We start from the raw sequence: 23,507 nt of genomic DNA on the forward strand, positions 1-23,507 counted from the left end.
AACCCATGGCGCATCTGGGGTCGCGTACCGACCGGAAGAGCAAGCGTCTGGCCGTACCGGTCGGACTGGCGCTCACCGCTTCGCTCGCCTTCCTGCCCTCGGTCGCGGCGTCCGCCGCCCCGCTCGGCAACACGGCGGCCACGGCCACCGCGGCGAAGCCCGCCGCGGACGGCCCGAAGCTCTCCTACGTGGCGAACCTGACCGCGTACGGGACGGCCAAGCAGGCGAAGAAGGCCATCGAGCGGGCCGGCGGAACGGTGGTGACGACCCATGAGCAGATCGGGGTCGTCGTCGCACACTCCCAGAACCCCGAGTTCGCCAAGACGCTGCGCTCCCAGCGCAGCCTCTTCGTGTCGGTGGGCGCCACTCGGACGGCCCCCCTCTCCGCAATGCAGACCACCGAGGAGGGCGCCACGCAGAAGCTGAGCGCGGCCGACGCCGCCAAGGCGGCGGCGCAGGCGACACCGGGGCAGGAGCCGCTGGAGCCCAACCAGTGGGACCTGCGGACGATCAAGGCCGACCAGGCTCACAAGATCAACGATGGCAGCCCGAACGTCACCGTGGGCGTCATCGACACGGGTGTGGACGACACCCACCCCGATCTCGCCCCGAACTTCTCCAAGAGCCAGTCCGCCAACTGTGTCGGCGGCGTCGCGGACACCTCCGAGGGCGCCTGGCGTCCGTACCCGGACGGCAGCGACCACGGCACGCACGTGGCGGGCACCATCGCGGCACCGCGCAACGGCGTGGGCGTCAGCGGTGTCGCGCCGGGCGTGAAGGTCGCCGGCATCAAGGTGAGCGAGCCCGCGACCAGCCTCTTCTACACCGAGGCGGTCGTCTGCGGCTTCATGTTCGCCGCCGAGAAGGGGATAGAGGTGACCAACAACAGCTACTACGTCGACCCGTGGAACTACACCTGCAAGAACGACGACGACCAGAAGGCGCTGGTGGAGGCCCTCGCCCGGGCGACGAAGTACGCGGAGCGCAAGGGCGTGCTCAGCGTGGCCTCGGCCGGCAACTCCGACCACGACCTGGCCGGGGACTCGATCCTCGACGACACCAGCCCGAACGACAGCACCCCGGTGCCGCGCCCCATCGACCCGAAGGTCTGCCTGGACCTGCCCACCCAGCTGCCGGGCGTGGTCACCGTCTCGGCCACCGGTGACCAGGGGCTGCGCTCGTACTACTCCAGCTACGGCCTCGGCGTCGTGGACGTCGCCGCTCCCGGCGGCGACAAGTGGCAGGTGCCGGCGACCCCGGACGCCAACGGCCGCGTCCTGTCGACCGTCCCGGGCGGCGGCTACGGCTACAAGCAGGGCACCTCGATGGCCGCCCCGCACGTCGCCGGCGTCGCGGCGCTGCTCAAGAGCGCCCACCCGTGGGCCTCGCCCTCGCAGCTCCAGGCGATGCTGAAGGGCCAGGCGACGAAGGTCGCCTGCCCGACGAAGATCTACGACGGCACCGGCAACCTGATCGACGCCACCACGTGCGAGGCCAAGTGGGGCCAGACCGGCTACTACGGCGCCGGTGTGGTCGACGCGCTCAAGGCCGTCAAGTAACGGCGCTCGAAACCGTCGGGCAACAACGCGGCGGGCCGGCCCCGGGAGTGTCCCGGGGCCGGCCCGCCGGCTTGCGTACGCCGGAGCGTCAGGGCGTCAGGGCGTCAGGGCGTCAGGGCGTGATCATGACCTTCAGTGCGCTGCGGTCGTCCATCGCGCGGTAGCCGTCCGGGACCTCGTCCAGGGACACGGTGCGGTCGAAGACGGGCGCCGGGTCGATCGCGCCGCTCAGCACGTCCACCAGCAGCTCCGGGATGTACGCGCGCACCGGTGCCACACCGCCGCGCAGGGTGATGTTGCGGTTGAACATCACGCCGAGGTCCAGACCGGTACCGCTGCCGTGCGGGACGCCGACGTAGCCGATGGCCCCGCCGTCGCGGGAGATGTTGACCGCGGTGCGCATGGACTGTTCGGTACCGACGGCCTCGATGACGGAGTGCGCGCCCTGCCCGCCGGTCAGCTCGCGGACGGCCGCCACGGCCTCCTCCCCGCGCGCGGCGACCACGTCGGTGGCGCCGAAGAGCTTGGCGATGTCCGTCCGGACGGCATGCCGGCCCAGGGCGATGATCCGCTCGGCGCCGAGCCGCTTGGCGGCCAGTACGCCGCACAGGCCGACCGCGCCGTCCCCGACGACGGCGACCGTGGAGCCCGCGCGGACGCCGGCGCCCAGGGCGGCGTGGTGGCCGGTGCCCATGACGTCGGAGAGCGCGAGCAGGCCCGTCAGCAGGTGGTCGTCGGAGACGGCCTCGGCGGGCAGCTTCACCAGGGTGCCGTCGGCGTACGGGACCCGGACGGCCTCGCCCTGGCCGCCGTCGTGACCGACCGCGCCCCAGAAGCCGCCGTGCTCGCAGGAGGTGTACAGGCCCTCGGAGCAGTAGGCGCAAGTGCCGTCCGACCACATGAACGGGGCGACGACGAGGTCCCCGGCGCGCAGGCCGGAGACGGCGGAGCCGGTCTCCTCGACGACGCCGAGGAACTCGTGCCCGATGCGCTGACCGGGCTGCCGCGCGGCCTCGCCGCGGTAGGCCCAGAGGTCGCTGCCGCAGATGCAGGCGCGCAGCACGCGGACGACGGCGTCCTCGGGACGCCGGATCGCGGCGTCGGGCACCTCCTCCACGCGGATGTCGTGCGGGGCGTGGATGACGGTGGCGCGCATGGTGGTGCAGCCCTCCGGAGTGCGGTCCTGTATGACCGTCCTACCGTACGCCCGTCCCCGGATCGGGGCGGCCCGGGACCCGGCCCAGCACCCCGATGGCCAGCAGGTACTGGGCCGCCAGGTAGGTCGCCATGATCCAGAAGTCGGGCCGGGGCAGCTGGGGCCACTCGGCGACCCCGGTCGCGATGAGGGTGTCGGAGAGCAGGAACAGCGCCCCGCCCGCTCCGGCGACCCGGCCGAGGGCGCTCGCCCGGTAGGCCATGGCGGTGAGCAACAGGCTGTAGCCGGCGACGGGGATCCGCAGGTCGGCCGGCAGGTCGCCCCACAGCAGGGCGACGGTCCCGATCAGGGCCGCGGCGTACGCGGCGCCGAGGAGCGGGCCGGTGCGGCGTCGGCCGAACAGGACGAGGTAGCAGACGTGCCCGGCGGCGAAGGAGCCCATGCCGAGCAGGAAGGCGATCTCGGCGTCGAAGAGCAGCGCCAGGTCCCCGCCCCAGCCGAACAGCAGCGCGGCGACCAGCAGCCGGGGGGCGCGGCGGGTGATGACGTGGGCCACCAGCAGCGGCATCAGCAGCGGCTTGAACAGGACGTGCCCGAGGTGCCAGTCGGCGAGGAGGGAGCCGAGGTCGGCGACGGCGGCGACCACGAAGGCCGCGAGCAGGATCCGTCCGGCGCGATCGGAGGCGGCGGCGGACCCGGGGCGGGCGGCCCAGGAGGGGGTACGGGCCGCGGTGGCGCTCACGCGGCCCGCTCCGGCTCCGGAGCGACGGCGGCCCGGGGGGCGGCGGGGGGTGCGGCAGCGGCGGGCGCGGTTTCGGGGGCGGCCCCGGCGTCGGCCGGTGCCGGGCGGGCGGGCTGCCAGCCGGGGCCGCCGAAGACGCGTCCGGCGCGTTCGCGCCAGGTGTCGGCGGCCCGGACGTCGCGCGCGATGGCGGCGTACTCGTGGGTGGCCACCCGCAGCGGGTTGTGGGTGCCGATGTTCTTGGTGAGGCCGTAGACGGGGCGCTCGGTCTCCCCCACCCAGGAGCCGAACATCCGGTCCCAGACGATCAGGATCCCGCCGAAGTTGCGGTCCAGGTAGCCGCCCTGGGAGGCGTGGTGGACGCGGTGGTGGGAGGGGGTGTTGAAGACGTACTCGTAGGCGCGGGGCAGTTTCCCGATGCGCTCGGTGTGGACCCAGAACTGGTAGAGGAGGTTGATCCCGTAGCAGAACGGGATCGCCGCCGGGTGCACGCCGAGGGCGACCATCGGCAGGTAGAACCACCAGGTGGTGGCGCTGGTCCAGGGCTGGCGCAGGGCGGTGGTGAGGTTGAACCTGCGGCTGCTGTGGTGGACCACGTGGCAGGCCCACAGGATGCGGATGACGTGGTGGAGCCGGTGCTGCCAGTAGTAGAGGAAGTCCTGGACGAGCAGCATCAGCAGTGCCGTCCACCACAGGAACGGCACCCGCAGCGGGGTGAGTTCGTACACCGCCGTGAAGACCGCGACGACCGGGATCTTCCACAGCAGGTCGAAGCCGATGCTGCCGAGCCCCATCGTGACGCTCGTGACGGCGTCCTTGGTGTCGTACCCGGTCGCGTCCTCGTCGGGATGCAGCCGGTAGCTCACCACCTCGATGACGGTGAGCAGCACGAAGGCAGGTATGGACCACAGCACGACATCGGGCAGGTTCGGCATGTCCCGCACCATAGAGCCGGCTCCGGGGGCGCCGCTAGGGGTTGTTACCGATCGGTATCCGACGGCGTTACCCCGGGTACCGGAGTGGCCTCCCGCAGCCGGACCGGACCCGGCGGGGCGGCTCCCGCGCTTGGCGGGAGCCGCCCCGCCGGGTGGGTCACCAGACGCGGACCGAGGCGCCGCGGGCGAAGGCGGGGCTGGTGGCGCCGGCGGGGATCTCGTCGAGGGGCTCGGCGATCTCCCGGACCAGGGGGCCGTGCTTGGCCGCCAGGGTGTCCAGGAAGGGCAGGTCGAAGCCGTAGACGCGGGCGGCGTTGCCGCCCACCATGGCGGCGACCTCCTCCCGGGGCAGGCCCGCGTAGGCGATGCGCAGGCCTTCGCGGGAGAAGGGGGTGGTGCCCTCGTCGTGGGGGAAGTCGCTGCCCCACATGATCTTGTCGAGGCCGATGCGGTCCCGCAGCGGGACCTCGTGGGGGCGCATGAAGCTCGCCCCGACGAAGCAGTTGTCCCGCCAGACCTCGCTCGGCCCCTTGCCCATGGACGCGGCCAGCCCGGCGCCGAACTTGGCCTCGGCGGTGGACGAGGCCGCGACCAGCCGGCCGTGGTAGTAGTCCAGCATCTCCAGCACGCCCGGGATCCAGCCGGAACCCTGCTCGGTCAGGACCAGCTTGAGGTTCGGGTGGCGCCGGAAGGCGCCGCCGAAGATCAGGTGCCACAGGGCCCGGTGCGAGAACCAGGTGGTCTCCACCATGAACACCGCCCGGGCCGCCGGTTCGTCGCCGAGCGGCGGCGAGGCCGATCCGCCGTGGTGGTTGACCGGGACGTCCAGTTCGGCGCAGACCGCCCAGAGCGGGTCGTACGCCGAGGAGTACAGCTCGGGGACGGGTGAGCCCGGCGGGACGCCCGGCAGCAGGATGCCGCCGGTCAGCCCGTCCGTCCGGGTGCGGCGGATCTCCGCGACCGCCGCGTCCACGTCGTTGAGCAGGATCTGGACGACGCCGGCCCGCCGGCCCGGCGCGTCGGCGCAGAAGTCCGCGAGCCACCGGTTGTGGGCCTGGAGGCCGGCCCAGCGCAGCTCGTACTCGTCGCGGGTGGGCGGATGGGCCATCAGGGAGGCCTTGGGGAAGAACGGCGGGATCGTGTTCGGGAAGAGGACCTCGGCGACGATCCCGTCCGCTTCGAGTTCCGCCACGCGGCGGGCCGAGTTCCAGTTCAGGTCGGCGGTGTCGGCGAGGAGGTCCTCGTACGGGTTGACGTAGCCGGCCGCCCAGGCGTCGAAGGCCTCGTGGTGGCGCTCGGCCAGGTACGGCCGGTAGTCCAGCAGGTCGGCGCCCGCGTGGCAGTCGGCCGAGATGACGGTGTAGCGGTCGTCCGTCACGGTGAGACCCCCAGGACCGGGAAGTCGTGCCCGGTCAGCCAGTGCCGGCCGGTCTCGCGCGAGCGGGCCCAGGAGGCCTCGACCGACGCCTGGTCCGGGGACTGGCCGAGCTCGGCCGGGGTGGGGCCGATGCGGCGGGCGATCGGGGCGAGGGCGTCGGTGTCGAAGCCGAAGACCTCGGCCGCCGCCAGCCCGAGCATGCGGCGGGTCTCGGTGACCGGGATGTCGTGGAAGGTGTTCCGCAGCCAGTTGCGGGTGTCGGGCCACGTCCCCTCGGGGTGCGGGAAGTCGGAGCCCCAGAGGATGTTGTCCACGCCGATCTCGTAGCGCTGGGCCAGTTCGCGGCGCTTGGTGTTGGTCGCGCAGACGAAGACCTGGCGGTCCAGGTATTCGCTCGGCGGCCGTTTCAGCTCCTCGAACGGGGACAGCTTCTTGCCGCCGTGCGCGCCGAGGTAGAGCCGGTCCATGAACCACAGCTGGTTGGGAAGCCACCAGCAACCCGACTCGGCGACGCCGAACTTGAGACCCGGGTGCCGTTCGAAGACCCCGGACCAGAGCAGGAACCACAGGGGGCGGGCGGGCCACCAGGTGACCTCGGAGACGAAGATGCCCAGGTGGTCGCCGTACTCGTGGCGGGGCGAGGAGCCGGAGTGTGTGACGATCGGCATCCGGGTCTCGGCGGCCGCCGCCCACACGGGGTCGTAGCGGCGGTCGTGGTAGGGCGCCTTGTCCACCCACATGGCGGGGATCATCAGCGCGCCGAGGCCGGACTCCTTGGCCCGGTGGACCTCGGCGACGACCTTGTCCGGCTCCGCGGTGATGGGGAGCAGCGCCACACCGCAGTGGCGTTCGGGATGCTGCGAGACGAACTCGGCGAGCCAGCGGTTGTGCGCCCGCGCTCCGGCCATGCCCAGTTCGGGGTCCTGGTCGCCGGAGAGGCCGAGGCCCACCCCGAAGGGGGCGGCGGTCCGGCTGTCGACGGCGTCCGCGTCGGGGAAGACGACCTCGCCGGCCACGCCGTCGCCGTCGAGTTCCTTCAGCCGCTGTCCGGTGTCCCAGCCTCCGCGCAGGCCCTCCTCGTGGTCGTGGAACCACTTCTCGGCGAACGCCTCGTTGCGGACGCCGAGTCGGGTGGCCTCCTCCCGGCGGGCGTCGCGCTGACCGAGGAACTCGTCGAACGGGCGGTGGAAGCGGGAGTCGAGGTAGGGGCGGTACCGCTCGGTCGGCAGGCCCGCGTGGCAGTCGGAGGAGATGATCAGGTACGGGTCCTCGAACCCGTCCCCGGACCGCGCTGCGGCCGGGTCGTTCGCATGCGTGTCAGGCACGGCGGGCCCCTCAGTCGAGGATGAAGCGTTCCAGGTAGGCGGGGTTGGCGCGGTCGAGCATCGACTGCGACCGGGCGCGGATCTGACGGTCGCTGTGCTCGCCGGCCGGGAGCATCCAGAAGCGGTCGGCGCGGATGCCGTCGACCACGTGCTCGGCGACCTCCTCGACCGGCGTGAACCGCACCTCCTGCCCGGCCTCCCGCATCGCGGCCTCGTACTGGTCGAGGGTGCGGTAGGGGGACCTGCGCGGCCGCTCCTTCGCATAGCGGTCCGGCCGGTTCCGGTGCGACTCCCACAAACCGGTGCGCAGCATGTGCGGTCCGGGGAACAGGACGGAGGCGCCGACGGACACGCCCTCCGCCCTGAGGTGGGCGTACAGGGACTCGGTCATGGTGACGACGGCCGCCTTGGTGACGGCGTACACGGAGGCGGTGGGCAGCGGGGCGATGCCGCCGTCGCCGGACGAGGTGTTGACGACGTGGCCGGGGACGCCGCCCGCGATCATGCGGGGGACGAAGGCCTGGATGCCGTGGAAGACGCCCCAGACGTTGACGGCGAAGGCCCACTTCCAGTCGTTGGGCTCGTGCTCCCACATCCGGCCCTCGGCTCCGGAGCCGACGCCCGCGTTGTTGCACAGGACGTGGACGGCGCCGAAGGTCTCGTACGCGGCGTCGGCGAGGGCGGTCACGGAGTCGCGGTCACTGACGTCGACGAGCCGGGCGAGCACCTCGGCGCCGTCGGCGGTGAGTTCCCCGGCGGCCTTGCGCAGGGCGCCCTCCTCGACGTCGGCGAGGACCACCTTCAGGCCCTCGGCGGCGAAGCGGCGGGCCATCGCGAGGCCGATGCCGCCGGCCGCGCCGGTGACGACGGCGACCTGTCCCGGTTCGAGCCGCATGTCACACCGCCCCTTCGGGAGGTCCGTCCAGGATGTGCAGGGGGTCGTCGTAGCGCTGGTGGATGTACGGCAGGAGCGCTTGGGCGCTGACCCGCTCGACGACCCGACCCTTCTGGTCGGTGGTCTTCTCGCCGATGGTGATCTCCACGATGCGGCGCACGACGAGGTCGGCCACCGGGTCGAACATGGACTCGCGCAGGACGACGTCCCCGGTGAGGTGCTCCAGCTTGCGGACCTTCTCGTTGCGCGTGCAGTGGACGAGGACCGGGTCCGCGTCGAAGCCCGAACCGTCCACCGCGGGCAGGAACTTGAAGTAGAAGTCGGTCTTCTGCGTGGGTTCGGGCAGCGGCAGCGCCCGGTCGACGGCGCCGCGGACCTCCACGAAGGCGATCCCGTGCCGGGCGAGGACGGCCCGCACGACGAGCCCGTCGCGCTCGACGGTGACCTCGCCCAGCTTCTTGGGCTCGCCGAACACCTCGCGGCCGCCGATCAGGGCGCGCTCGTGGGTCATCGGCATGACCAGCGGGTACCAGCCCTCGACCCCGCCGTGTTCGGCGGCCACTGCGACCGAGCCGGCGCCGAGCGGGTAGCCGGGCAGGTCGACCTTGCTGATGTTGGCCCGTACGAGGGGCCGTGCGGCGGGCTTGAGCGGCGGGGGCAGGACCGCCGCGACCACGTCCGGGTCGCTCTCCCAGACGGCGACCACGCCGGTGGACCAGATGTCGGGGAGCTTGGAACTCTTCGCGCGCGACGCCGCGATCTCGGCCTCGGTCCGCGCTCCGTACCGTACGCGTGCCATGTCCAGCACCACCCTTCGGTCGGTTCTGTAACACAGTTACACTGCCGTCGGTGAAGGGTAAAGCCCCCTGCACCCAAGAACTGACGATTCGACAGACGAGGTGCCCGCCGATGACGAGGAACGCGCTGACCCGCGAGGAGGTACTGGCGGCGGCCGCGTCCCTGGTCATGCGGGACGGCCCGGCGGCGCTCACCATGCGCGGGCTGGCCGCAGCCCTGGGCACGGCGGTGACCTCCATCTACTGGCACGTCGGCAACCGCGAGTCGCTCCTCGACGCACTCGTGGAGCGGACCGTGCGCGAGGTGGGCGCGATCACCCCGACCGGGACCACGCCCGCCGCCCGCATCCTGTCGGTGGCCCGGATCCTGCGCCGCGAACTGCGCACCCGTCCGCACCTGGTCGCGATGGTCCACGAACGCGGGCTCACCGACCGGATGTTCCTCCCCGCCCAACAGGCCCTGGTCCACGAGGTGCACGCCGCCGGACTGCGCGGCGCGCGGGCCGCCGACGCGGTGCGCGCCATCCAGTTCCAGATCGTCGGGTTCCTGCTCGTCGAACGCAACCGCGAGCGCTCCCCCGCCCAATCACCCGCCGAGGGCGAACTGTGGGACCCGGCGGCCGCACCGGACGACCCGGCGCTCGCCCGCGCCCTGGCCCGGCCCGCCGACCCGGAGCACCTGTTCCTGCTGTCCGTACGGGCGCTGACCGAGGCCCTGCTCACCCCGGGCGGGTAGGCCGTGCCTTCCGGACCCTGCCCGGCCGGCGTCGTGCGGCGACCGGGCCGACATATCCGTTTGCGGCCGCGCGCGGACCCGTGATGGGATCGATGGTGCGGGGGCGGCTCCGCGGCGTGCATCCTTCTCATTCCTTTACGAAAAGTTCCGCGCGCCCACTCTCCGCCCCCGCTTTGTCGTTCGCGGAGGGGAACCAGAGCTGTGTCCGTCATCGATTCCGTCCTGCTGCGCCGGCTCGGGACCGTCCACGTGGACCGGCCGCGGGCCGCCGCCTCACCCGACCGTGAAGGGGTCCGCCCCCTGGAGGGCGAGCTCCTGGAGCGCGGCCACGCGCTGAGCCCGGAACTGCACGCGGCGCTGTCCGCGCTCGCGCCCACCGACCTCGCCGAGGAACGCCTGCGGCTGCTCGCGCTGGTGGACGAACTGATGGGCGCCGACCGGGTGCACAAGCCGCTCTTCCGCCGCTTCCCCTTCTCCGTCCCGCGCGACACCGAGCGCTGGTACGTCCGCCGCGTCTTCGCCCTGCTGGCCCAGGAACCCGAGCAGCCGTGCGTGCTGTGCGGCGAGCCCGGCACGGTCCACGCCGTCGACCCGTGCGCCCACCTCGTCTGCCGCGCCTGCTGGGACGGCTCCAACCTGACCGGTTGCCCGGTCTGCCACCGACGCGTCGACCCCGCCGACCCCTTCCTGCGCCCCGAGCGCGCCGCCCCCTCCGCCGCGGGCCGGTCCCGCAAGGACCGCGGGCTGCCCGCGGGCCCGCTGCGCCTGCTCCGGCTCTGCGCCGACCCGGCCGCCGAGGCGGCCTCCGTCGTCGCGGCGCTGCTCGCCCGGCGGACGCCGCTCCCGCCCCAGGACCTCGGGGACCTGGCCGTCCTGCTGCCCGCCACCCCGGCCGACCCGCACTGGCTCCCCGAGGACATACCCGTACGGGAGACCAAGGCCTTCGTCCTGGGCCGGTTGCTCCCCCGCACCGAGGACCGGGCGCCGCTGCTGCGTCGCCTCACCACCGCCACCGACGTGCTGCGCCTGCTGGCCGTGCTCTCCTGCGGCGAGGCCGGCCTGCGCCCGCTCCCCCGCTTCGCCGGCGTCGACCGGCGGCTGCGCCGCGAACTCCTCGGCGTGCTCGACGCGTTGCCGACCCCCTACCTGATCGAGGACGTGCTGCGGCACCCGGCCGGCTGGAAGCGGGCCGGGGAGAGCCTGCACCCCTTCGAGAAGCCCGCCCGGCATCCGCGGGCCGCGCTCGCCTTCGCCGTGCTGCGCGCCACCACCGTGTCCCCCCTCACCCCCTTCGGCGCCGCCCTGCTGGAGACGGCCGCCGCACACCCCGACGCGGTCCGCGTGGACGGGCCCCGCATCCGCCCCGCCACCTGGGCGGGCCGGCTGGAACAGGCCCTCGGTGAGGGGGACGCGGCGGCCGCGGCCGCGCTCGCCGGGCAACGCCCCGGGGAACTGCTGCGCCGCCTCGACCACCTGCTGCGCCTCCACCCGGGCGGGGAACCCCTACCCGAACTGGAGGCGGCCCTCGACCACGGGCTGCCGGCCGTCGGCGCGGGCCCCCTGCTGTCGGCGCTCGGCGCCCTGCGGGTGCGTGCCGAGGACCGCACCGGCACGCGGCGGGTGTTCTTCCCGGCCGGTCGGGTGACCTCCGCCCTGTCGGTGGTCGAGGAACGACCGCCGCTGCCCGGCCCGCTCGTCACGGCGGTCGTGTCCCGGCTGGAGGCGGAGGTGCTGCGCAGGTTCGCCGCCGCCGACGGGGACCCGTACGACCTGGCCGTCCTCGACCCGGCCCTGTCGGACCTGATGGCTCCCTTCGCCGAGCGGACGGCGGCCCGGGCCCTGGTCTCCGTACCGCGGGGCAGTACGCAGCACCTGCCCGCGGGCGAGGTGCTGCGGTTGTTCCTGCACTGGACGGAGCCCGCGGGCGAACGCACCGACCTGGACCTGTCCGTGGCCTTCTTCGACGCCGACTGGAAGTACACCGGCCTGTGCGACTACACGAGGCTGCGGCACGGGGGCGAGGCGGCCGTGCACTCGGGCGACCTCACCTCGGCCCCCGCGCCGGACGGCGCCACCGAGTACGTCGACCTGGACCTCGCCGCCCTCGCACGGCGCGATGACGCCTTCGCCGTGCCGATGGTGTTCAGCTTCAACAACGTGCCCTTCGACACGCTGCCGGACGCCTTCGCCGGGTTCATGACCCTGTCCGCGGACCGCCCACGAGGCTCCTCGTACGACCCGCGCACCGTGCGTCAGCGCTTCGACCTGGCCGGCGCATCACAGGTCTGCATGCCGATGGTGGTGGACCTGGCGGCCCGGCGCGCGCTGTGGACGGACGTCCATCTGCCGCCGTCCGGCGGCTTCCAGAGCGTCTCCTCCCACGGGGACCGGCTGGCCGAGGTGGCCCGCGACGTCAGCGAGCACTTCGCCGCCGGCTCCCGCACGACCCTGTGGGACCTCGCGGTGTGGCGGGCCGCGGCCCGGACCCGCGAGGTGGCCGTCGTACGCCGGGCACCGGTGCCCGGCCCCGTCGACGAGGTGTGGCTGTACCGGGCGCGGCCCGCCGAGGAACCGGCCGCGTTCGCCGCCCGCATCCGCGCCCTCAAGGCCCCGGATGCCCGGATGCCGCGGTCGGACTCCTACGGGGGCGCCGCCGAAATGGCCGCGGGCCGACGGGTGTTCCTGGCGACGGTCCATGCGGGCCCGGCGCAGGCCGGGGCGTCGGGGACCTCGTACCGGCTGTTCCCGGGACCGGTCGAAGTACCGGACTCCTTCGCCCGGGTGAGCGCCGGGGACCTCGTGGCCGAGCTGGGCTGAAGGGGCGTCGGGCCACGGCTGTCGGTCGGGCCCGATATCCTCTGTGACCATGCTCGCCGACCGTACGACCGCAGAGACGACCTGGCCGACCGCGTACCCACAGGGGTACGCGGTCGTCGACGTGGAGACCACCGGGCTCGCTCGCGACGACCGGATAGTGTCCGCGGCCGTCTACCGGCTCGACGCGCAGGGCAACGTGGAGGACCACTGGTACTCCCTCGTCAACCCGCGCCGGGATCCGGGACCGGTCTGGATCCACGGCCTGACGAGCGACATGCTCCGGGACGCGCCGCTCTTCGAGGACATCGCCGAGGAGTTCGCCGGTCGGCTCGACGGCCGGGTCCTGGTCGCGCACAACGCCATCTTCGACTGGCAGATGATCGCCCGGGAGTACGCGCGGGCCGCGGCGACCGCGCCGGTCCGTCAGCGGCTGTGCACCATCGCCCTGTCGAAGGAACTGAACCTGCCGCTGCCCAACCACAAGCTGGAGTCCCTGGCCGCGCACTTCGGCGTGGTGCAGCAGCGCGCCCACCACGCGCTGGACGACGCCCGCGTGCTCGCGGAGGCCTTCCGCCCTTCCCTGCACACGGCCGCCCGGGACGGCGTACGACTGCCGCTGCTGGAGTGCCGTCCGCTGACGGAGTGGTCGGACACCCCCGCCGCGCCCCGGATCGGCCACCAGGCCTCGTACGGCGGGGGCAGCTGGCGCGCCTCGCGCAAGCGGCCGCCGTGCCCGCACCCGAACCCGGGGCGGTTCGAGGACGGCAAGCCGCTGAAGCAGGGCATGCGCATCGCCTTCTCCGGGGACACCTCCGTGGACCGGGAGTTGTTGGAGGACCGGGCGGTGGAGGCGGGCCTGCACATCGCGACGAGCGTGTCGCGGCTCACCAGCATGCTGGTGACGAACGACCCCGACTCGGCGACCTCCAAGACGCTCAAGGCCCGCTCGTTCGGCACTCCCGTCGTGGACGAGGCCGCCTTCACCCAGCTCCTGCGGGACGTCGCGCCGGCCGACTGAGCACCCGTCCGGCCGTCGCGCCGGCCGCCCCGGGGCGGCTACGCCAGCCGGGTTGAAGTTCTCCGACGACACGAGGACGTCGACCCGCCCGGGCGGTCCGAACCTCCACGATGCCGCCATGGCACGTTGCGAAGTATGCGGAAATGACTACGACCTGGCGTTCTACGTGGAGACCCAGGACGGCGCGCGGCACGTCTTCGACTCGTTCTCCTGCGCGATCCACCGGATGGCGCCCATCTGCGAGCACTGCCGGGTGCAGATCATCGGCCAGGGCGTCGAGGCGGATGGTCACTGGTACTGCGGGGCGCACTGCGCCCGCGCCGAGGGCAAGGCGGGGATCATCGACCGGGTGGGCAGCGCCGCGGGCTGACCCGGGCGCCGCCCGGCGGCCGGTCCGCCTCACGTCCCGCCCCGTCGTCCTCCCGTCCGATCCCGTCGTCTCCCGTCCGATCCCGTCGTCCTCCCGACCCCGGAAGGCCACCCGGCCGCCGGGGTCGTCGCCGCTGGGGGTACCGTCGTGGACGTGTACCGCTTTGTACTGACCCGGCAGTGGGTGTGCCTCACCCTCGTCGCCCTCGCCCTCATCCCCGCGATGATCAAGCTGGGCTTCTGGCAGTTCCACCGCCATGAGCACCGGGTCGCCCAGAACGAGCTGATCGCCCGAAACCTGTACGGGAAGCCCGTGCCGATGACCGGGCTCACCTCCCCCGGCCACACCGTTCCGCGCTCCGACTTCTGGCGTGCCGTCACCGCCACCGGTACCTACGACCCCGCCCACGAGGTGGTCGTGCGGATGCGGACCTCGAACGACGACAAGGTCGGCTTCCACGTCGTGACCCCGCTGGTCCTGACCGACGGGCGGGCCGTGCTGGTCAACCGGGGCTGGGTGGCGGGCGGCGGCGACGCCCGGGCCTACCCGCCGGTGCCGGCCGCGCCGACGGGCGAGGTGACGGTCACCGGCCGGCTGAAGGCGGACGAGACGAGCGGCGGCAGCGGCATCAAGGACCGCAGGGGCCTGCCCGACCGCCAGGTGATGCTGATCAACAGCGAGCAGCAGGCCGCGTCCCTGGGCCGGCCCGTCCTCGGCGGGTACCTGGAACTCACCGCCCCGGCCCCCGCCGAGGGAGGCCCGGAGCCGGTGGGCGAGCCGGACCACGACTCGATCGGCGCGCACATGGCGTACGCCGTGCAGTGGTGGCTGTTCGCGGCGGCCGTGCCGGTCGGCTGGCTGGTCCTGGTCCGCCGGGAGCGGCGCGACCGCGAGGAGGCCGCCGCCGTCGCGGCGGCGAAGGCCGTGTCCCCGGAGCCCGCTTCGGCGTAGCGTGGCCCGCATGGATCTTGGACTGAAGGACCGTGTCTACGTCGTCACCGGAGCCACCCGCGGCCTGGGCTTCGCCTCCGCGCGGGAACTGACCGCCGACGGGGCGAAGGTCGTGGTGACGGGCCGCGACGCGAAGCGGGCCGCGGACGCGGCCGCCGCGCTCGGCCCGAACGCGGTGGGCGTCGCGGCGGACAACGCCGACCCGGCGGTGGCCGCGCGGCTGGTGGCGACCGCGAAGGAACGCTTCGGCCGGTTCGACGGCGTCCTCATCAGCGTGGGTGGGCCGGCCCCGGGCCTTTCGGCCGACAACACCGACGAGCAGTGGGCGGCGGCCTTCGAGGCGGTGTTCCTGGGCGCGGTGCGGCTGGCGCGGGCGGCCGCGGCCGAGCTGGGTGAGGGCGGGGTCATCGGCTTCGTGCTGTCGGGCTCGGTGCACGAGCCGATCCCCGGGCTGACCATCTCCAACGGCCTGCGGCCGGGCCTGGCCGGTTTCGCCAAGTCGCTGTCGGTGGACCTGGGCCCGCGCGGGATCCGCGTCGTCGGTCTACTGCCGGCGCGGATCGACACGGACCGGGTGCGCGAACTGGACGCCCTGTCGGGCGACGCGCAGGCGGCGCGGGCCGCCAACGAGTCCCGCATCCCGCTGCGGCGGTACGGCGCCCCGGAGGAGTTCGGCCGCACGGCGGCGTTCCTGCTGTCACCCGCCGCGTCGTACCTGACCGGGGTGATGGTCCCGGTCGACGGCGGTTTCCGGCACGGCTTCTGACCGACCACTCCTTCGGCGGGGGTTCGGATCTCCGGGCACCCGCCGCCGGCGATCCGCTCAGGTCACGCGGTGCGCCCGGTGCGGGGAGACCCTGAGGCGGGCCGCCGCCGGAAGTTCGGGCCGGCCCGCCGAATCAGGGGCGTGCGCGAGGGCCGGCCCGCGCAGCGCGGCCGGCGCGTCGACCGGGACGGCGCACGGCCCCGGTTCCCGCGCGATCCGCAGGTTCGGGGCGTGCCCGCCGGCCAGGTTCTTCGGATCAGTCCGAGAGGCCCGCCAGATCGCGCAGTCGGCGGCCCTGCGCGGCGCGCTCGGCGGTGCGCTGGGCGTCGTACGAGCGGGAGCCGGCGTCGCGGAGCAGTGCCTTGGTCTCGATGACCGCATCGCGGGGCGGTGCGAGCAGGGCGGTGGTGAGGTCCTGTACGGCGGCGTCGAGTTCGTCGGCGGGGACGACCAGGTTGGCCAGGCCGACGCGCTCGGCTTCCTCGGCGTGCACGAAGCGACCCGTGGCGCAGATCTCCAGCGCCCGGGCGTAACCGACCAGCGCGGTCAGGGGCTGGGTGCCCCCGAGGTCGGGGACGAGTCCCAGGCTGGTCTCGCGCATGGCGAACTGCACGTCGTCCGCGACCACCCGCAGGTCGCACGCGAGCGCGAGCTGGAAGCCGGCGCCGATCGCATGCCCCTGCACGGCGGCGACGGAGACGATGTCATTGCGTCGCCACCAGGTGAAGGCCTCCTGGTACTCGGCGATGGTGGAGTCGAGCAGCTCATCCGCACCACGTGCCAGATCGAGGAAGGACGGCTCGCCCTCGAAACCCTCGGGAGCGAACGCCTGCCGGTCGAGACCCGCGGAGAAGGACTTGCCCTCGCCGCGCAGGACCACGACCCGGACGGTGCCCGGCAGTGACTGTCCGGCTTCCGCCAACGCCCGCCAGAGCGCGGGGGACTGGGCGTTTCGCTTGGCCGGATTGGTCAGGGTCACCGTGGCGACCGAGTCGTCGATGGTGAGCCGTACGCCGTCCTTGTCGAGCAGAGCCATCTGGTGCCTCCGGGTGCAGTCGGCCGCATGCTCGGCCTAAGTGACTGCACAGTAACCACCCGATCGACCACGGGGCCGACCGGGGGGTCACCGAAGGAACCGCGTGTGGAACAGAATCGTCAACCCATCAAGCGTGGAGCCGTCGAGCTTCTCCGGCACCACCCCGGGCCTCCCGGCACGGGGTCAGGCCGCAGCCGCCTTCTTGCCGCGTGTCGCGCCTCCGCGACCGCGCAGCGTGACTCCGGACTCGCTGAGCATCCGATGGACGAATCCGTAGGACCGGCCGGTCTCTTCGGCCAGTGCCCGGATACTCGCACCGGAGTCGTACTTCTTCTTCAGGTCTGCCGCGAGCTTGTCGCGCGCGGCGCCGGTTACCCGGCTGCCCTTCTTCAGAGTCTCGGCCACCCGTGCCTCCTCATGGGAAGTGCGCTCTGGACTTCTCATGATCACCCCTCTCCGGCTTCCTGGCCACCCATTCGGCAAGGTCGGTACGCCGGCATTTCTCGAAGCGTGGACACCCGAGCAGAACGGAATCTTCTCTTCCGCTGCATGACCTCCGTCACACTTCCGCGCCGTCCGGGGAAATCGCCAGGTCAGGGGGCTGGCACGGATGAGCCGAAGACCCCGGTCGCGCATCCTCGGGGATGCGGCCGGGGTCGGCGTACAGCGCGCAACGGTACGAGACCGTCTCACTCAGATGATGGATCACACCTGAGCCGAATGATCCAGAAGGAACTGGATCAACGCCTCGGCGCCGGTCAGGCGAGCGCGACGAGGTCCCGGTAGTCCGGGCCCCACAGGTCCTCGACGCCGTCCGGGAGCAGGATGATGCGCTCCGGTTCCAGGGCCTCCACGGCGCCCTCGTCGTGGGTGACGAGGATGACCGCGCCCTTGTAGGTCCGCAGGGCGCCCAGGATCTCCTCGCGGCTGGCCGGGTCGAGGTTGTTCGTGGGCTCGTCGAGGAGCAGGACGTTCGCGGAGGAGACGACCAGGGTGGCCAGGGCCAGCCGGGTCTTCTCGCCGCCGGAGAGCACGCCCGCCGGCTTGTCGACGTCGTCGCCGGAGAACAGGAACGAGCCGAGCGTCTTGCGCACCGCGACCAGGTCCAGGTCGGGCGCCGAGGAACGCATGTTCTCCAGGACGGTGCGCTCGGGGTCGAGCGTCTCGTGCTCCTGGGCGTAGTAGCCGAGCTTGAGGCCGTGACCCGGGACGACGGTGCCGGTGTCCGGCTTCTCCGTGCCCGACAGCAGGCGCAGCAGCGTGGTCTTGCCGGCGCCGTTGAGGCCCAGGATCACGACGCGCGAGCCCTTGTCGATGGCCAGGTCGACGTCGGTGAAGATCTCCAGCGAGCCGTAGGACTTCGACAGGCCCTCGGCGGTCAGCGGGGTCTTGCCGCAGGGCGCCGGGTCCGGGAAGCGCAGCTTGGCGACCTTGTCGGAGACGCGGACGGCGTCGAGGCCGGCGAGCAGTCGGTCGGCGCGCTTGGCCATGTTCTGCGCGGCGACGGTCTTGGTGGCCTTGGCGCGCATCTTGTCGGCCTGCGAGTTCAGGGCCGCGGCCTTCTTCTCGGCGTTCTGGCGCTCGCGCTTGCGGCGCTTCTCGTCGGCCTCGCGCTGCTGCTGGTAGAGCTTCCAGCCCATGTTGTAGACGTCGATCTGGGCGCGGTTGGCGTCCAGGTAGAACACCTTGTTGACGACGGTCTCGACCAGGTCGACGTCGTGGGAGATGACGATGAAGCCGCCGCGGTAGTTCTTCAGGTAGTCGCGCAGCCAGACGATCGAGTCGGCGTCGAGGTGGTTCGTGGGCTCGTCGAGAAGCAGGGTGTCGGCGTCCGAGAAGAGGATCCGCGCGAGCTCGACGCGGCGGCGCTGACCACCGGAGAGGGTGTGCAGCGGCTGGCCGAGGACCCGGTCGGGCAGGCCGAGGGCGGCCGAGATGGTGGCGGCCTCCGCCTCGGCGGAGTAGCCGCCCTTGGTCAGGAACTCGGTCTCCTGGCGCTCGTACTGCTTCATCGCCTTGTCCCGGGTGCCGCCGGAGCCAGAGGCGATGCGCTCCTCGTTCGCGCGCATCTTCTTGATCAGGACGTCGAGTCCGCGCGCGGACAGGATGCGGTCGCGGGCCAGTACGTCGAGGTCGCCGGTGCGCGGGTCCTGCGGCAGGTAGCCGACCTCGCCGGAGCGGGCGATGGACCCGGCGGCGGGCTGGCCCTCGCCCGCGAGGCACTTGGTGAGGGTGGTCTTGCCCGCTCCGTTGCGGCCGACGAGGCCGATGCGGTCGCCCTTGGCGACGCGGAAGGAAGCGGACTCGATGAGGATGCGGGCGCCGGCGCGCAGCTCGATGCCGGTTGCGGTGATCACGGAAATACTCCAGGGCGGTGGGGACGGCGGAAGGCAGGACGCGCGATGCTTCGACGCCGCTAATCCGCAAGGAGATTTGCCATGCGGACCATTCTACCGGGGGTGCGCAACCACTTTTGGGGCACCCGATGGTCCGGGTCCGCTCTCCCGGCACGCCGGTCCGTCGCCCGTTCGGCCCACGGACCGGGCGGCCGCGTCGGGGCGCGTACCAGGATGAACGGGTTGATACTCGCCGCAGGGGTGATCACGTGGCCCCTCGGCGGCACGAATGGCTGCACGGAGACAGAGGCGGTGCGGGATGCAGTTCGACGACAACGCCCATCTGGACACGTCCGAGGTGAACGACGTGCGCGGCAGCCGCATCCCCGGCGGGAGGGCCACGATCGGCGGCGGACTCGTCGGCATCATCGCGCTGATCATGGGGTTGCTGTTCGGGGTCGGGCCGGAGCAGTTGGGGCTGTCGTCGGGCAACGAGGAACCGGCGCCGTCCTCCTCGTCCGTCAACCAGGTGCAGCAGAGCTGCCGGACCGGGCAGGACGCCAACACGCGCGAGGACTGCCGGCTGGTCGCCGTGGTGAACAGCACACAGGACTTCTGGCGGCAGGAGTTCCAGCGGCGCGCCGGCCAGTACAGCCCGGCGCAGACGGTCTTCTTCACCGGCCGGGTGGGAACCGCCTGCGGGGCGGCCACCTCGGCGGTCGGGCCCTTCTACTGCCCCGCCGACCGGAAGGTCTACCTGGACCTGGGCTTCTTCGACGACCTGCGGACGAAGTTCGGCGCGAGCGGCGGCCCCTTCGCCCAGGCGTACGTGGTCGCGCACGAGTACGGGCACCACATCCAGAACCTGACCGGCACCCTCCAGCGGGCCCAGGACGGGCAGCAGGGCGCGAACAGCAACGCCGTCAAGGTCGAGCTCCAGGCCGACTGCTACGCGGGGGTCTGGGCGCACAACGCGACGAGGACCCCGGACGAGTCCACGGGGCGGCCGCTGATCACCACCTTGACCGACCAGGACATCCAGGACGGGCTGGACGCGGCGGCGGCCGTCGGCGACGACCGGATCCAGGAGAAGTTCCAGGGCCGCGTGAGCCCCGAGTCCTGGACGCACGGCTCGGCCGAGCAGCGCCGGCAGTGGTTCTACCAGGGCTACCGGACGGGCGACATGGCCCAGTGCAACACCTTCCGCTGACTGTCGGTGGCGCCTGCCATGCTGTGGTGCGGGTCACATCGACGCACCGGCCCGTTCACGAGAGGGAGTGATCGTCATGGCAGGCGTTCCGTCCATCGCCCCGACCCTGCTCTACCGCGACGCGAAGGCGGCGATCCAGCAGCTGACGGAGGCGTTCGGATTCACCCGGGTCTCGGTCTACGAGGGGGACGACGGCGCGGTGATGCACGCCGAGCTGTCGTACGGGAACGGCGTGGTGATGCTCGGCAGCAAGGGCACCGGCGGCGTCTTCGACAAGGCGATGGAGCACGCCGGGCCGGCCGGGGTCTACGTCGTCGTGGACGACGTGGACGCGCACCACCGGCGGGCCGTCGAGCACGGGCTGGAGATCCTCATGGAGCCGACCGACCAGGACTACGGCTCGCGGGACTACATGGCGCGCGACGCCGAGGGCAACATCTGGAGCTTCGGCACGTACGCGCCGCAGGTCTGACGCGCCGCGGGTCCGACGCGCCGCGGGTCCGACCCGCGGCGCGCGGTTCCCTCCCGTACGTCCCGGCCGTCGGCCGGTCACACGCCGCCGGTGTGGACCTGGAAGGCCGCCCGGCGGACTGCTTTGGCCAGGGCCGGGTCGGGGTGGGCGGCGGCCAGCGCCACCAGGACCTGCACGGTGCGGGGGTGCCCCACCGCGCGGACCTCGTCGAGCAGTCGGGGGACGGTCGTGCGGACGGCCGAGTCGAGGTGGCGGGCCAGCAGGTCCGCCTCGCCGTGGTCGGCGATGGCGGCCGCCGTGTCCACCCAGAGCCAGGTCGACTCCTCGGCGGTCAGGACGTCCTGGGCCTCGTCGGGGTCGACCCCGTCGTGCTCAGCGAGCCACAGCAGGACGTAGGGGCGCAGGGCGGGTTCGCGTACGGCGGCGCGGACCTCGCGCTCGGCGGGGGCGCCGACCACGCGCAGCGCCTCGAAGGCCAGGCCGCGCAGGAGGGCGTCCTCCCCCCGGGCCGCGTGCAGCAGCTCGCTGACGGCGTGGCCGACGGGCCGGGCGGCGAGCCAGGCCTGGTACTCGGCGCGGGCCGGTCCCGGGGTGAGCCGGGCGCAGCCGTGGAGCATGGCGGCGGCGGACTGCTCGATGTTCCCGGCCGGGCTCTGCGCGGCGACGCAGATCTGCTCCAGCTTGACCCAGACGGCCCAGCTGCCGAGCGGAGTGAGGGTGGCCCGGGCGGGGCCGAGGGTGACGGCGTCGACGGCGGCGAGGCCGCCGAGCGCCCAGCGCAGCAGCCGGGCGAGGGGCAGGGGCCGGGACTCGGCGGGGGCGGCCTCGCCGGCCGCTTCCCGGGATCCGGCGGGCTCCCCCGCGTACGGCACCTCGCAGCGCTCGTCGCGCAGTTCGGTGACGCGCTGGTCGAGGAGGTCCAGCAGGTCGGGGACGGTGACGGGACCGGCCGACAGCTGGAGGAGGGACAGCAGCTGGGGCATCGCCTCGACGACCTCGGCGACGGATCCGGGGGCGATGTCGGCGGGGGCGGGGTGGACGAGGGACCAGGCGTCGAAGAGGGCCACCCAGCCGCGCAGGACGGCGGTGTCGTCCCGGTCCCAGGCGCGCAGGCGCCAGCCGGGTCGGGCGTGGCCGCCGTGCACCTCGACGAGGCCGGAGAGTCGGGCGCGGTCCCAGCCGACCCGGATCTGGCCGTGCGTCAGGCCCAGTTCCGCGGCGGCCCGTTCCACGTCGGAGGCGGGCAGCGCGCCCGCTGTCGCGGGGCGTCCGCCGTCGCCCGCCCCGAGGTTCAGCTCGGCCCAGCGGGCGAGCCGTACCGCGTCGGCGAGGGAGGCGCGGGCCCGGTTCGCCAGGTCCGCCGTGGCGGGGGTTCCCGCCGGTGGCCGGGGGGCCGGCCGGGTTCGCCGGTCGGTCACCGCCTTGCGCGCCGTGGCGACGGAGCGCGGGGAGACGAGTCGGAGTCTGGAGTCGCGAGCCAACTGCTCATCAGGCTTTCGGGACGTCACGGATGCAGTCTCGCCCGTCACTGGCCGAAAGCCCAAACGGAACCGGTCGTTTCCACAGGTCAAGCAATGGATGAACCGGGACAATCCGCCCGACGGGTCTCGTCCGGCACCCCCCTCATGTGACCGACGCCCGGCCGACCGTCAGACGAGGGGGGTGAGGAAGCGGCGCAGCGCCTCCTCGTACCCGGCGGGGTCGACGTTCCACATCGCCCCGTGCGGGGCGCCCCGCACGGTGTGCAGGGTGACCAGGTCGGGGCGGGCGGCGGCCAGTCGCCGGGAGGGCTCCCAGGGGGCGAGGGTGTCGTCGGGCCCGTGGAGGATCAGTACGGGGACGCGCAGGGCCGCCGGGTCCGCGCCCGGGGGACGGCGGTCGGCGCGCAGGCCCGCCCGGCCCTCGGCGGCCCGAACCGCGAGGGGGAGCAGCGGGCCGGGGGTGCCGCGGGCGGCGGCGAGGGCGCGCAGGGTGGTGCGCCAGTCCAGGACGGGCGAGTCCAGCACCAGTCCGGAGATCCGGTCGGCCAGGGCGGAGCGTTCGACGGCGTGCAGGGCCATGGTGGCCCCGGTGGACCAGCCGTGCAGGACGACCCGTCGGGCTCCGTAGCGCAGGGCGTAGCGGATGGCGGCGTCCAGGTCCCGCCACTCCGATTCGCCGAGGTGGCCGAGGCCGTCCGGGGCGCCGGGGGCGCCGAGGTCGCCGCGGTAGGCGAGGTCGAGGACGGGGAGGTGGTGGCGGTGCAGGAACGGCATGACCACCATCGGGTGCTCCCGGCCGGCGCCGAGCCCGTGGACGGTGATGACCCAGGTGTCCCGGGCGGCGGGCACGAACCAGGCGGGCAGCGCCCCGAGCTCGCCCGGCACGTCCACGTCGGCGTGGTCGAGGCCCAGGGCGGTGCGCGGGTTGCCCAGGTGCACCTGGGGGGTGAGCGTGACCCGGGCGCGCGGGGCGAGGCTGCCGTGGGTGACGGCGAGGAGGCCGCGCACGACGACGTCCGGTTCGTGCGGGACGTCGGGCAGGACCGGGCCGACCACGGCGTGCACGCCGGGCGCGGACAGGCCCCAGGTGCCGGGGAGCAGGGAGGCGAGCGATCGGGTGAGCGTCACCCGGCCCTCGCTGGTGGAATGGACGCTCAGCCGGGGCCCGCCGGGCAGCGGGCGCCCGGGTTCGGGCCGCAGGGCGGCGTCGGCGGCGTACCGGCCGGCCGCGACCGCGGCTGCTCCGGCACCGATCAGGGTCGTCGTGACGGCCGCTGCCGTCGCTGTCGCGGTACGCACGCCTTCAGTCTCGGGGCGTACCGGCGGGCGGGCCACCGGAGGTGATCCTTTCGCGCCGTCGTCCGGCAGGACCGGAACGCGAACGGGACTCCACCGGAACCCGGTCGCGGCGGTGGCCGGAGCGGATCCGACGGGCGCCGGAGAGGGGGCCCCGGCGCGTGATCTGAGTCTCTTCACCGCCCCGCCGGGCATGGACCGCCGGCGGAAGTCCTTCCGGAAGAGGCGTGT

Annotated in this window: 21 protein-coding genes; 9 read left to right on the top strand and 12 right to left on the bottom strand. The window is 73.3% G+C overall.

Annotated elements, in window-relative coordinates:
- Nucleotides 1-5 precede the first annotated feature (5 nt).
- The gene (locus tag AB0D46_RS16940; protein WP_362878096.1) at nucleotides 6-1,559 is read left to right on the top strand and encodes a S8 family serine peptidase; all 1,554 of its coding nucleotides are present in this window, start codon (nucleotides 6-8) and stop codon (nucleotides 1,557-1,559) included.
- Between the two features lie 112 nt (nucleotides 1,560-1,671).
- On the opposite strand, the gene AB0D46_RS16945 is transcribed toward AB0D46_RS16940, so the two are convergent.
- From AB0D46_RS16945 to AB0D46_RS16975, 7 genes are all read right to left on the bottom strand, one after another.
- The gene (locus AB0D46_RS16945; protein WP_362878097.1) at nucleotides 1,672-2,715 is read right to left on the bottom strand and encodes a zinc-dependent alcohol dehydrogenase family protein; all 1,044 of its coding nucleotides are present in this window, start codon (nucleotides 2,713-2,715) and stop codon (nucleotides 1,672-1,674) included.
- Between the two features lie 40 nt (nucleotides 2,716-2,755).
- On the bottom strand, nucleotides 2,756-3,457 hold the full coding sequence (locus AB0D46_RS16950) for a lysoplasmalogenase (RefSeq protein ID WP_362878098.1): 702 nt from the start codon (nucleotides 3,455-3,457) through the stop codon (nucleotides 2,756-2,758).
- Nucleotides 3,454-4,392, bottom strand: coding sequence for a sterol desaturase family protein (locus AB0D46_RS16955; protein ID WP_362878099.1), 939 nt, complete (start codon nucleotides 4,390-4,392; stop codon nucleotides 3,454-3,456). Before AB0D46_RS16955 ends, AB0D46_RS16950 begins: the two co-directional genes overlap by 4 nt.
- 157 nt (nucleotides 4,393-4,549) lie before the next feature.
- The gene (locus AB0D46_RS16960) at nucleotides 4,550-5,770 is read right to left on the bottom strand and encodes an amidohydrolase family protein (protein ID WP_362878100.1); all 1,221 of its coding nucleotides are present in this window, start codon (nucleotides 5,768-5,770) and stop codon (nucleotides 4,550-4,552) included.
- The gene (locus AB0D46_RS16965) at nucleotides 5,767-7,095 is read right to left on the bottom strand and encodes an amidohydrolase family protein (RefSeq protein WP_362878101.1); all 1,329 of its coding nucleotides are present in this window, start codon (nucleotides 7,093-7,095) and stop codon (nucleotides 5,767-5,769) included. Before AB0D46_RS16965 ends, AB0D46_RS16960 begins: the two co-directional genes overlap by 4 nt.
- A 10-nt stretch (nucleotides 7,096-7,105) precedes the next feature.
- Complete coding sequence (locus tag AB0D46_RS16970) at nucleotides 7,106-7,990, bottom strand: SDR family NAD(P)-dependent oxidoreductase (RefSeq protein WP_362878102.1); 885 nt, start codon at nucleotides 7,988-7,990, stop codon at nucleotides 7,106-7,108.
- A gap of 1 nt (nucleotide 7,991) precedes the next feature.
- A complete protein-coding gene (locus AB0D46_RS16975; protein WP_362878103.1) occupies nucleotides 7,992-8,789 on the bottom strand; it encodes an acetoacetate decarboxylase family protein in 798 nt (265 codons plus the stop codon).
- Nucleotides 8,790-8,899: 110 nt separating this feature from the next.
- Between AB0D46_RS16975 and AB0D46_RS16980 the strand changes: the two genes are divergently transcribed.
- The 6 genes from AB0D46_RS16980 (at nucleotide 8,900) to AB0D46_RS17005 (ending at nucleotide 15,445) form a co-directional block, all read left to right on the top strand.
- Nucleotides 8,900-9,523 (top strand): TetR family transcriptional regulator, encoded by a 624-nt coding sequence (locus AB0D46_RS16980; protein ID WP_362878104.1) that lies wholly within the window; start codon nucleotides 8,900-8,902, stop codon nucleotides 9,521-9,523.
- A gap of 201 nt (nucleotides 9,524-9,724) precedes the next feature.
- A complete protein-coding gene (locus AB0D46_RS16985; protein ID WP_362878105.1) occupies nucleotides 9,725-12,340 on the top strand; it encodes an MXAN_6230/SCO0854 family RING domain-containing protein in 2,616 nt (871 codons plus the stop codon).
- Nucleotides 12,341-12,389: 49 nt separating this feature from the next.
- A complete protein-coding gene (locus tag AB0D46_RS16990) occupies nucleotides 12,390-13,358 on the top strand; it encodes a DEDDh family exonuclease (RefSeq protein ID WP_362878106.1) in 969 nt (322 codons plus the stop codon).
- Nucleotides 13,359-13,476: 118 nt separating this feature from the next.
- Nucleotides 13,477-13,728, top strand: coding sequence for a hypothetical protein (locus tag AB0D46_RS16995; protein ID WP_362878107.1), 252 nt, complete (start codon nucleotides 13,477-13,479; stop codon nucleotides 13,726-13,728).
- A 153-nt stretch (nucleotides 13,729-13,881) separates the two neighbouring features.
- Entirely contained in the window at nucleotides 13,882-14,679 is a 798-nt protein-coding gene (locus AB0D46_RS17000) for an SURF1 family protein (RefSeq protein ID WP_362878108.1), read from the top strand.
- Nucleotides 14,680-14,689: 10 nt separating this feature from the next.
- Nucleotides 14,690-15,445, top strand: a complete 756-nt coding sequence (locus AB0D46_RS17005; protein ID WP_362878109.1) for an SDR family oxidoreductase — start codon at nucleotides 14,690-14,692, stop codon at nucleotides 15,443-15,445.
- 256 nt (nucleotides 15,446-15,701) lie between these two features.
- Here AB0D46_RS17005 and AB0D46_RS17010 read toward each other — a convergent pair whose 3' ends face one another.
- The 3 genes from AB0D46_RS17010 to AB0D46_RS17020 all read right to left on the bottom strand — a co-directional run bounded on the left by AB0D46_RS17010 (nucleotide 15,702) and on the right by AB0D46_RS17020 (nucleotide 18,838).
- Complete coding sequence (locus AB0D46_RS17010) at nucleotides 15,702-16,481, bottom strand: enoyl-CoA hydratase/isomerase family protein (protein WP_362878110.1); 780 nt, start codon at nucleotides 16,479-16,481, stop codon at nucleotides 15,702-15,704.
- A 183-nt stretch (nucleotides 16,482-16,664) separates the two neighbouring features.
- The gene (locus AB0D46_RS17015; protein ID WP_007263382.1) at nucleotides 16,665-16,886 is read right to left on the bottom strand and encodes a helix-turn-helix domain-containing protein; all 222 of its coding nucleotides are present in this window, start codon (nucleotides 16,884-16,886) and stop codon (nucleotides 16,665-16,667) included.
- Nucleotides 16,887-17,239: 353 nt separating this feature from the next.
- Nucleotides 17,240-18,838, bottom strand: a complete 1,599-nt coding sequence (locus AB0D46_RS17020) for an ABC-F family ATP-binding cassette domain-containing protein (protein ID WP_362878111.1) — start codon at nucleotides 18,836-18,838, stop codon at nucleotides 17,240-17,242.
- Between the two features lie 298 nt (nucleotides 18,839-19,136).
- Between AB0D46_RS17020 and AB0D46_RS17025 the strand changes: the two genes are divergently transcribed.
- On the top strand, nucleotides 19,137-20,027 hold the full coding sequence (locus AB0D46_RS17025; RefSeq protein ID WP_362878112.1) for a neutral zinc metallopeptidase: 891 nt from the start codon (nucleotides 19,137-19,139) through the stop codon (nucleotides 20,025-20,027).
- Nucleotides 20,028-20,103: 76 nt separating this feature from the next.
- Nucleotides 20,104-20,499: a VOC family protein gene (locus tag AB0D46_RS17030; RefSeq protein WP_362878113.1), complete on the top strand. Its 396-nt coding sequence runs from the start codon at nucleotides 20,104-20,106 to the stop codon at nucleotides 20,497-20,499.
- A 77-nt stretch (nucleotides 20,500-20,576) separates the two neighbouring features.
- On the opposite strand, the gene AB0D46_RS17035 is transcribed toward AB0D46_RS17030, so the two are convergent.
- A complete protein-coding gene (locus AB0D46_RS17035; RefSeq protein ID WP_362878195.1) occupies nucleotides 20,577-21,917 on the bottom strand; it encodes a hypothetical protein in 1,341 nt (446 codons plus the stop codon).
- A gap of 231 nt (nucleotides 21,918-22,148) precedes the next feature.
- Nucleotides 22,149-23,279, bottom strand: coding sequence for a hypothetical protein (locus AB0D46_RS17040; protein WP_362878114.1), 1,131 nt, complete (start codon nucleotides 23,277-23,279; stop codon nucleotides 22,149-22,151).
- Nucleotides 23,280-23,507: the final 228 nt, after the last annotated feature.

This window comes from Streptomyces sp. NPDC048383 (genome assembly GCF_040651775.1).
Lineage (GTDB): Bacteria > Actinomycetota > Actinomycetes > Streptomycetales > Streptomycetaceae > Streptomyces.

Excerpts from the sequence above, each read along its gene's own strand:
- AB0D46_RS16940 (WP_362878096.1), top strand. The coding sequence starts at position 6 with ATGGCGCATCTGGGGTCGCGTACCGACCGGAAGAGCAAGCGTCTGGCC.
- AB0D46_RS16945 (WP_362878097.1), bottom strand. The coding sequence starts at position 2,715 with ATGCGCGCCACCGTCATCCACGCCCCGCACGACATCCGCGTGGAGGAG.
- AB0D46_RS16955 (WP_362878099.1), bottom strand. The coding sequence starts at position 4,392 with ATGCCGAACCTGCCCGATGTCGTGCTGTGGTCCATACCTGCCTTCGTG.
- AB0D46_RS16970 (WP_362878102.1), bottom strand. The coding sequence starts at position 7,990 with ATGCGGCTCGAACCGGGACAGGTCGCCGTCGTCACCGGCGCGGCCGGC.
- AB0D46_RS16975 (WP_362878103.1), bottom strand. The coding sequence starts at position 8,789 with ATGGCACGCGTACGGTACGGAGCGCGGACCGAGGCCGAGATCGCGGCG.
- AB0D46_RS16980 (WP_362878104.1), top strand. The coding sequence starts at position 8,900 with ATGACGAGGAACGCGCTGACCCGCGAGGAGGTACTGGCGGCGGCCGCG.
- AB0D46_RS16990 (WP_362878106.1), top strand. The coding sequence starts at position 12,390 with ATGCTCGCCGACCGTACGACCGCAGAGACGACCTGGCCGACCGCGTAC.
- AB0D46_RS16995 (WP_362878107.1), top strand. The coding sequence starts at position 13,477 with ATGGCACGTTGCGAAGTATGCGGAAATGACTACGACCTGGCGTTCTAC.
- AB0D46_RS17005 (WP_362878109.1), top strand. The coding sequence starts at position 14,690 with ATGGATCTTGGACTGAAGGACCGTGTCTACGTCGTCACCGGAGCCACC.
- AB0D46_RS17010 (WP_362878110.1), bottom strand. The coding sequence starts at position 16,481 with ATGGCTCTGCTCGACAAGGACGGCGTACGGCTCACCATCGACGACTCG.
- AB0D46_RS17025 (WP_362878112.1), top strand. The coding sequence starts at position 19,137 with ATGCAGTTCGACGACAACGCCCATCTGGACACGTCCGAGGTGAACGAC.
- AB0D46_RS17030 (WP_362878113.1), top strand. The coding sequence starts at position 20,104 with ATGGCAGGCGTTCCGTCCATCGCCCCGACCCTGCTCTACCGCGACGCG.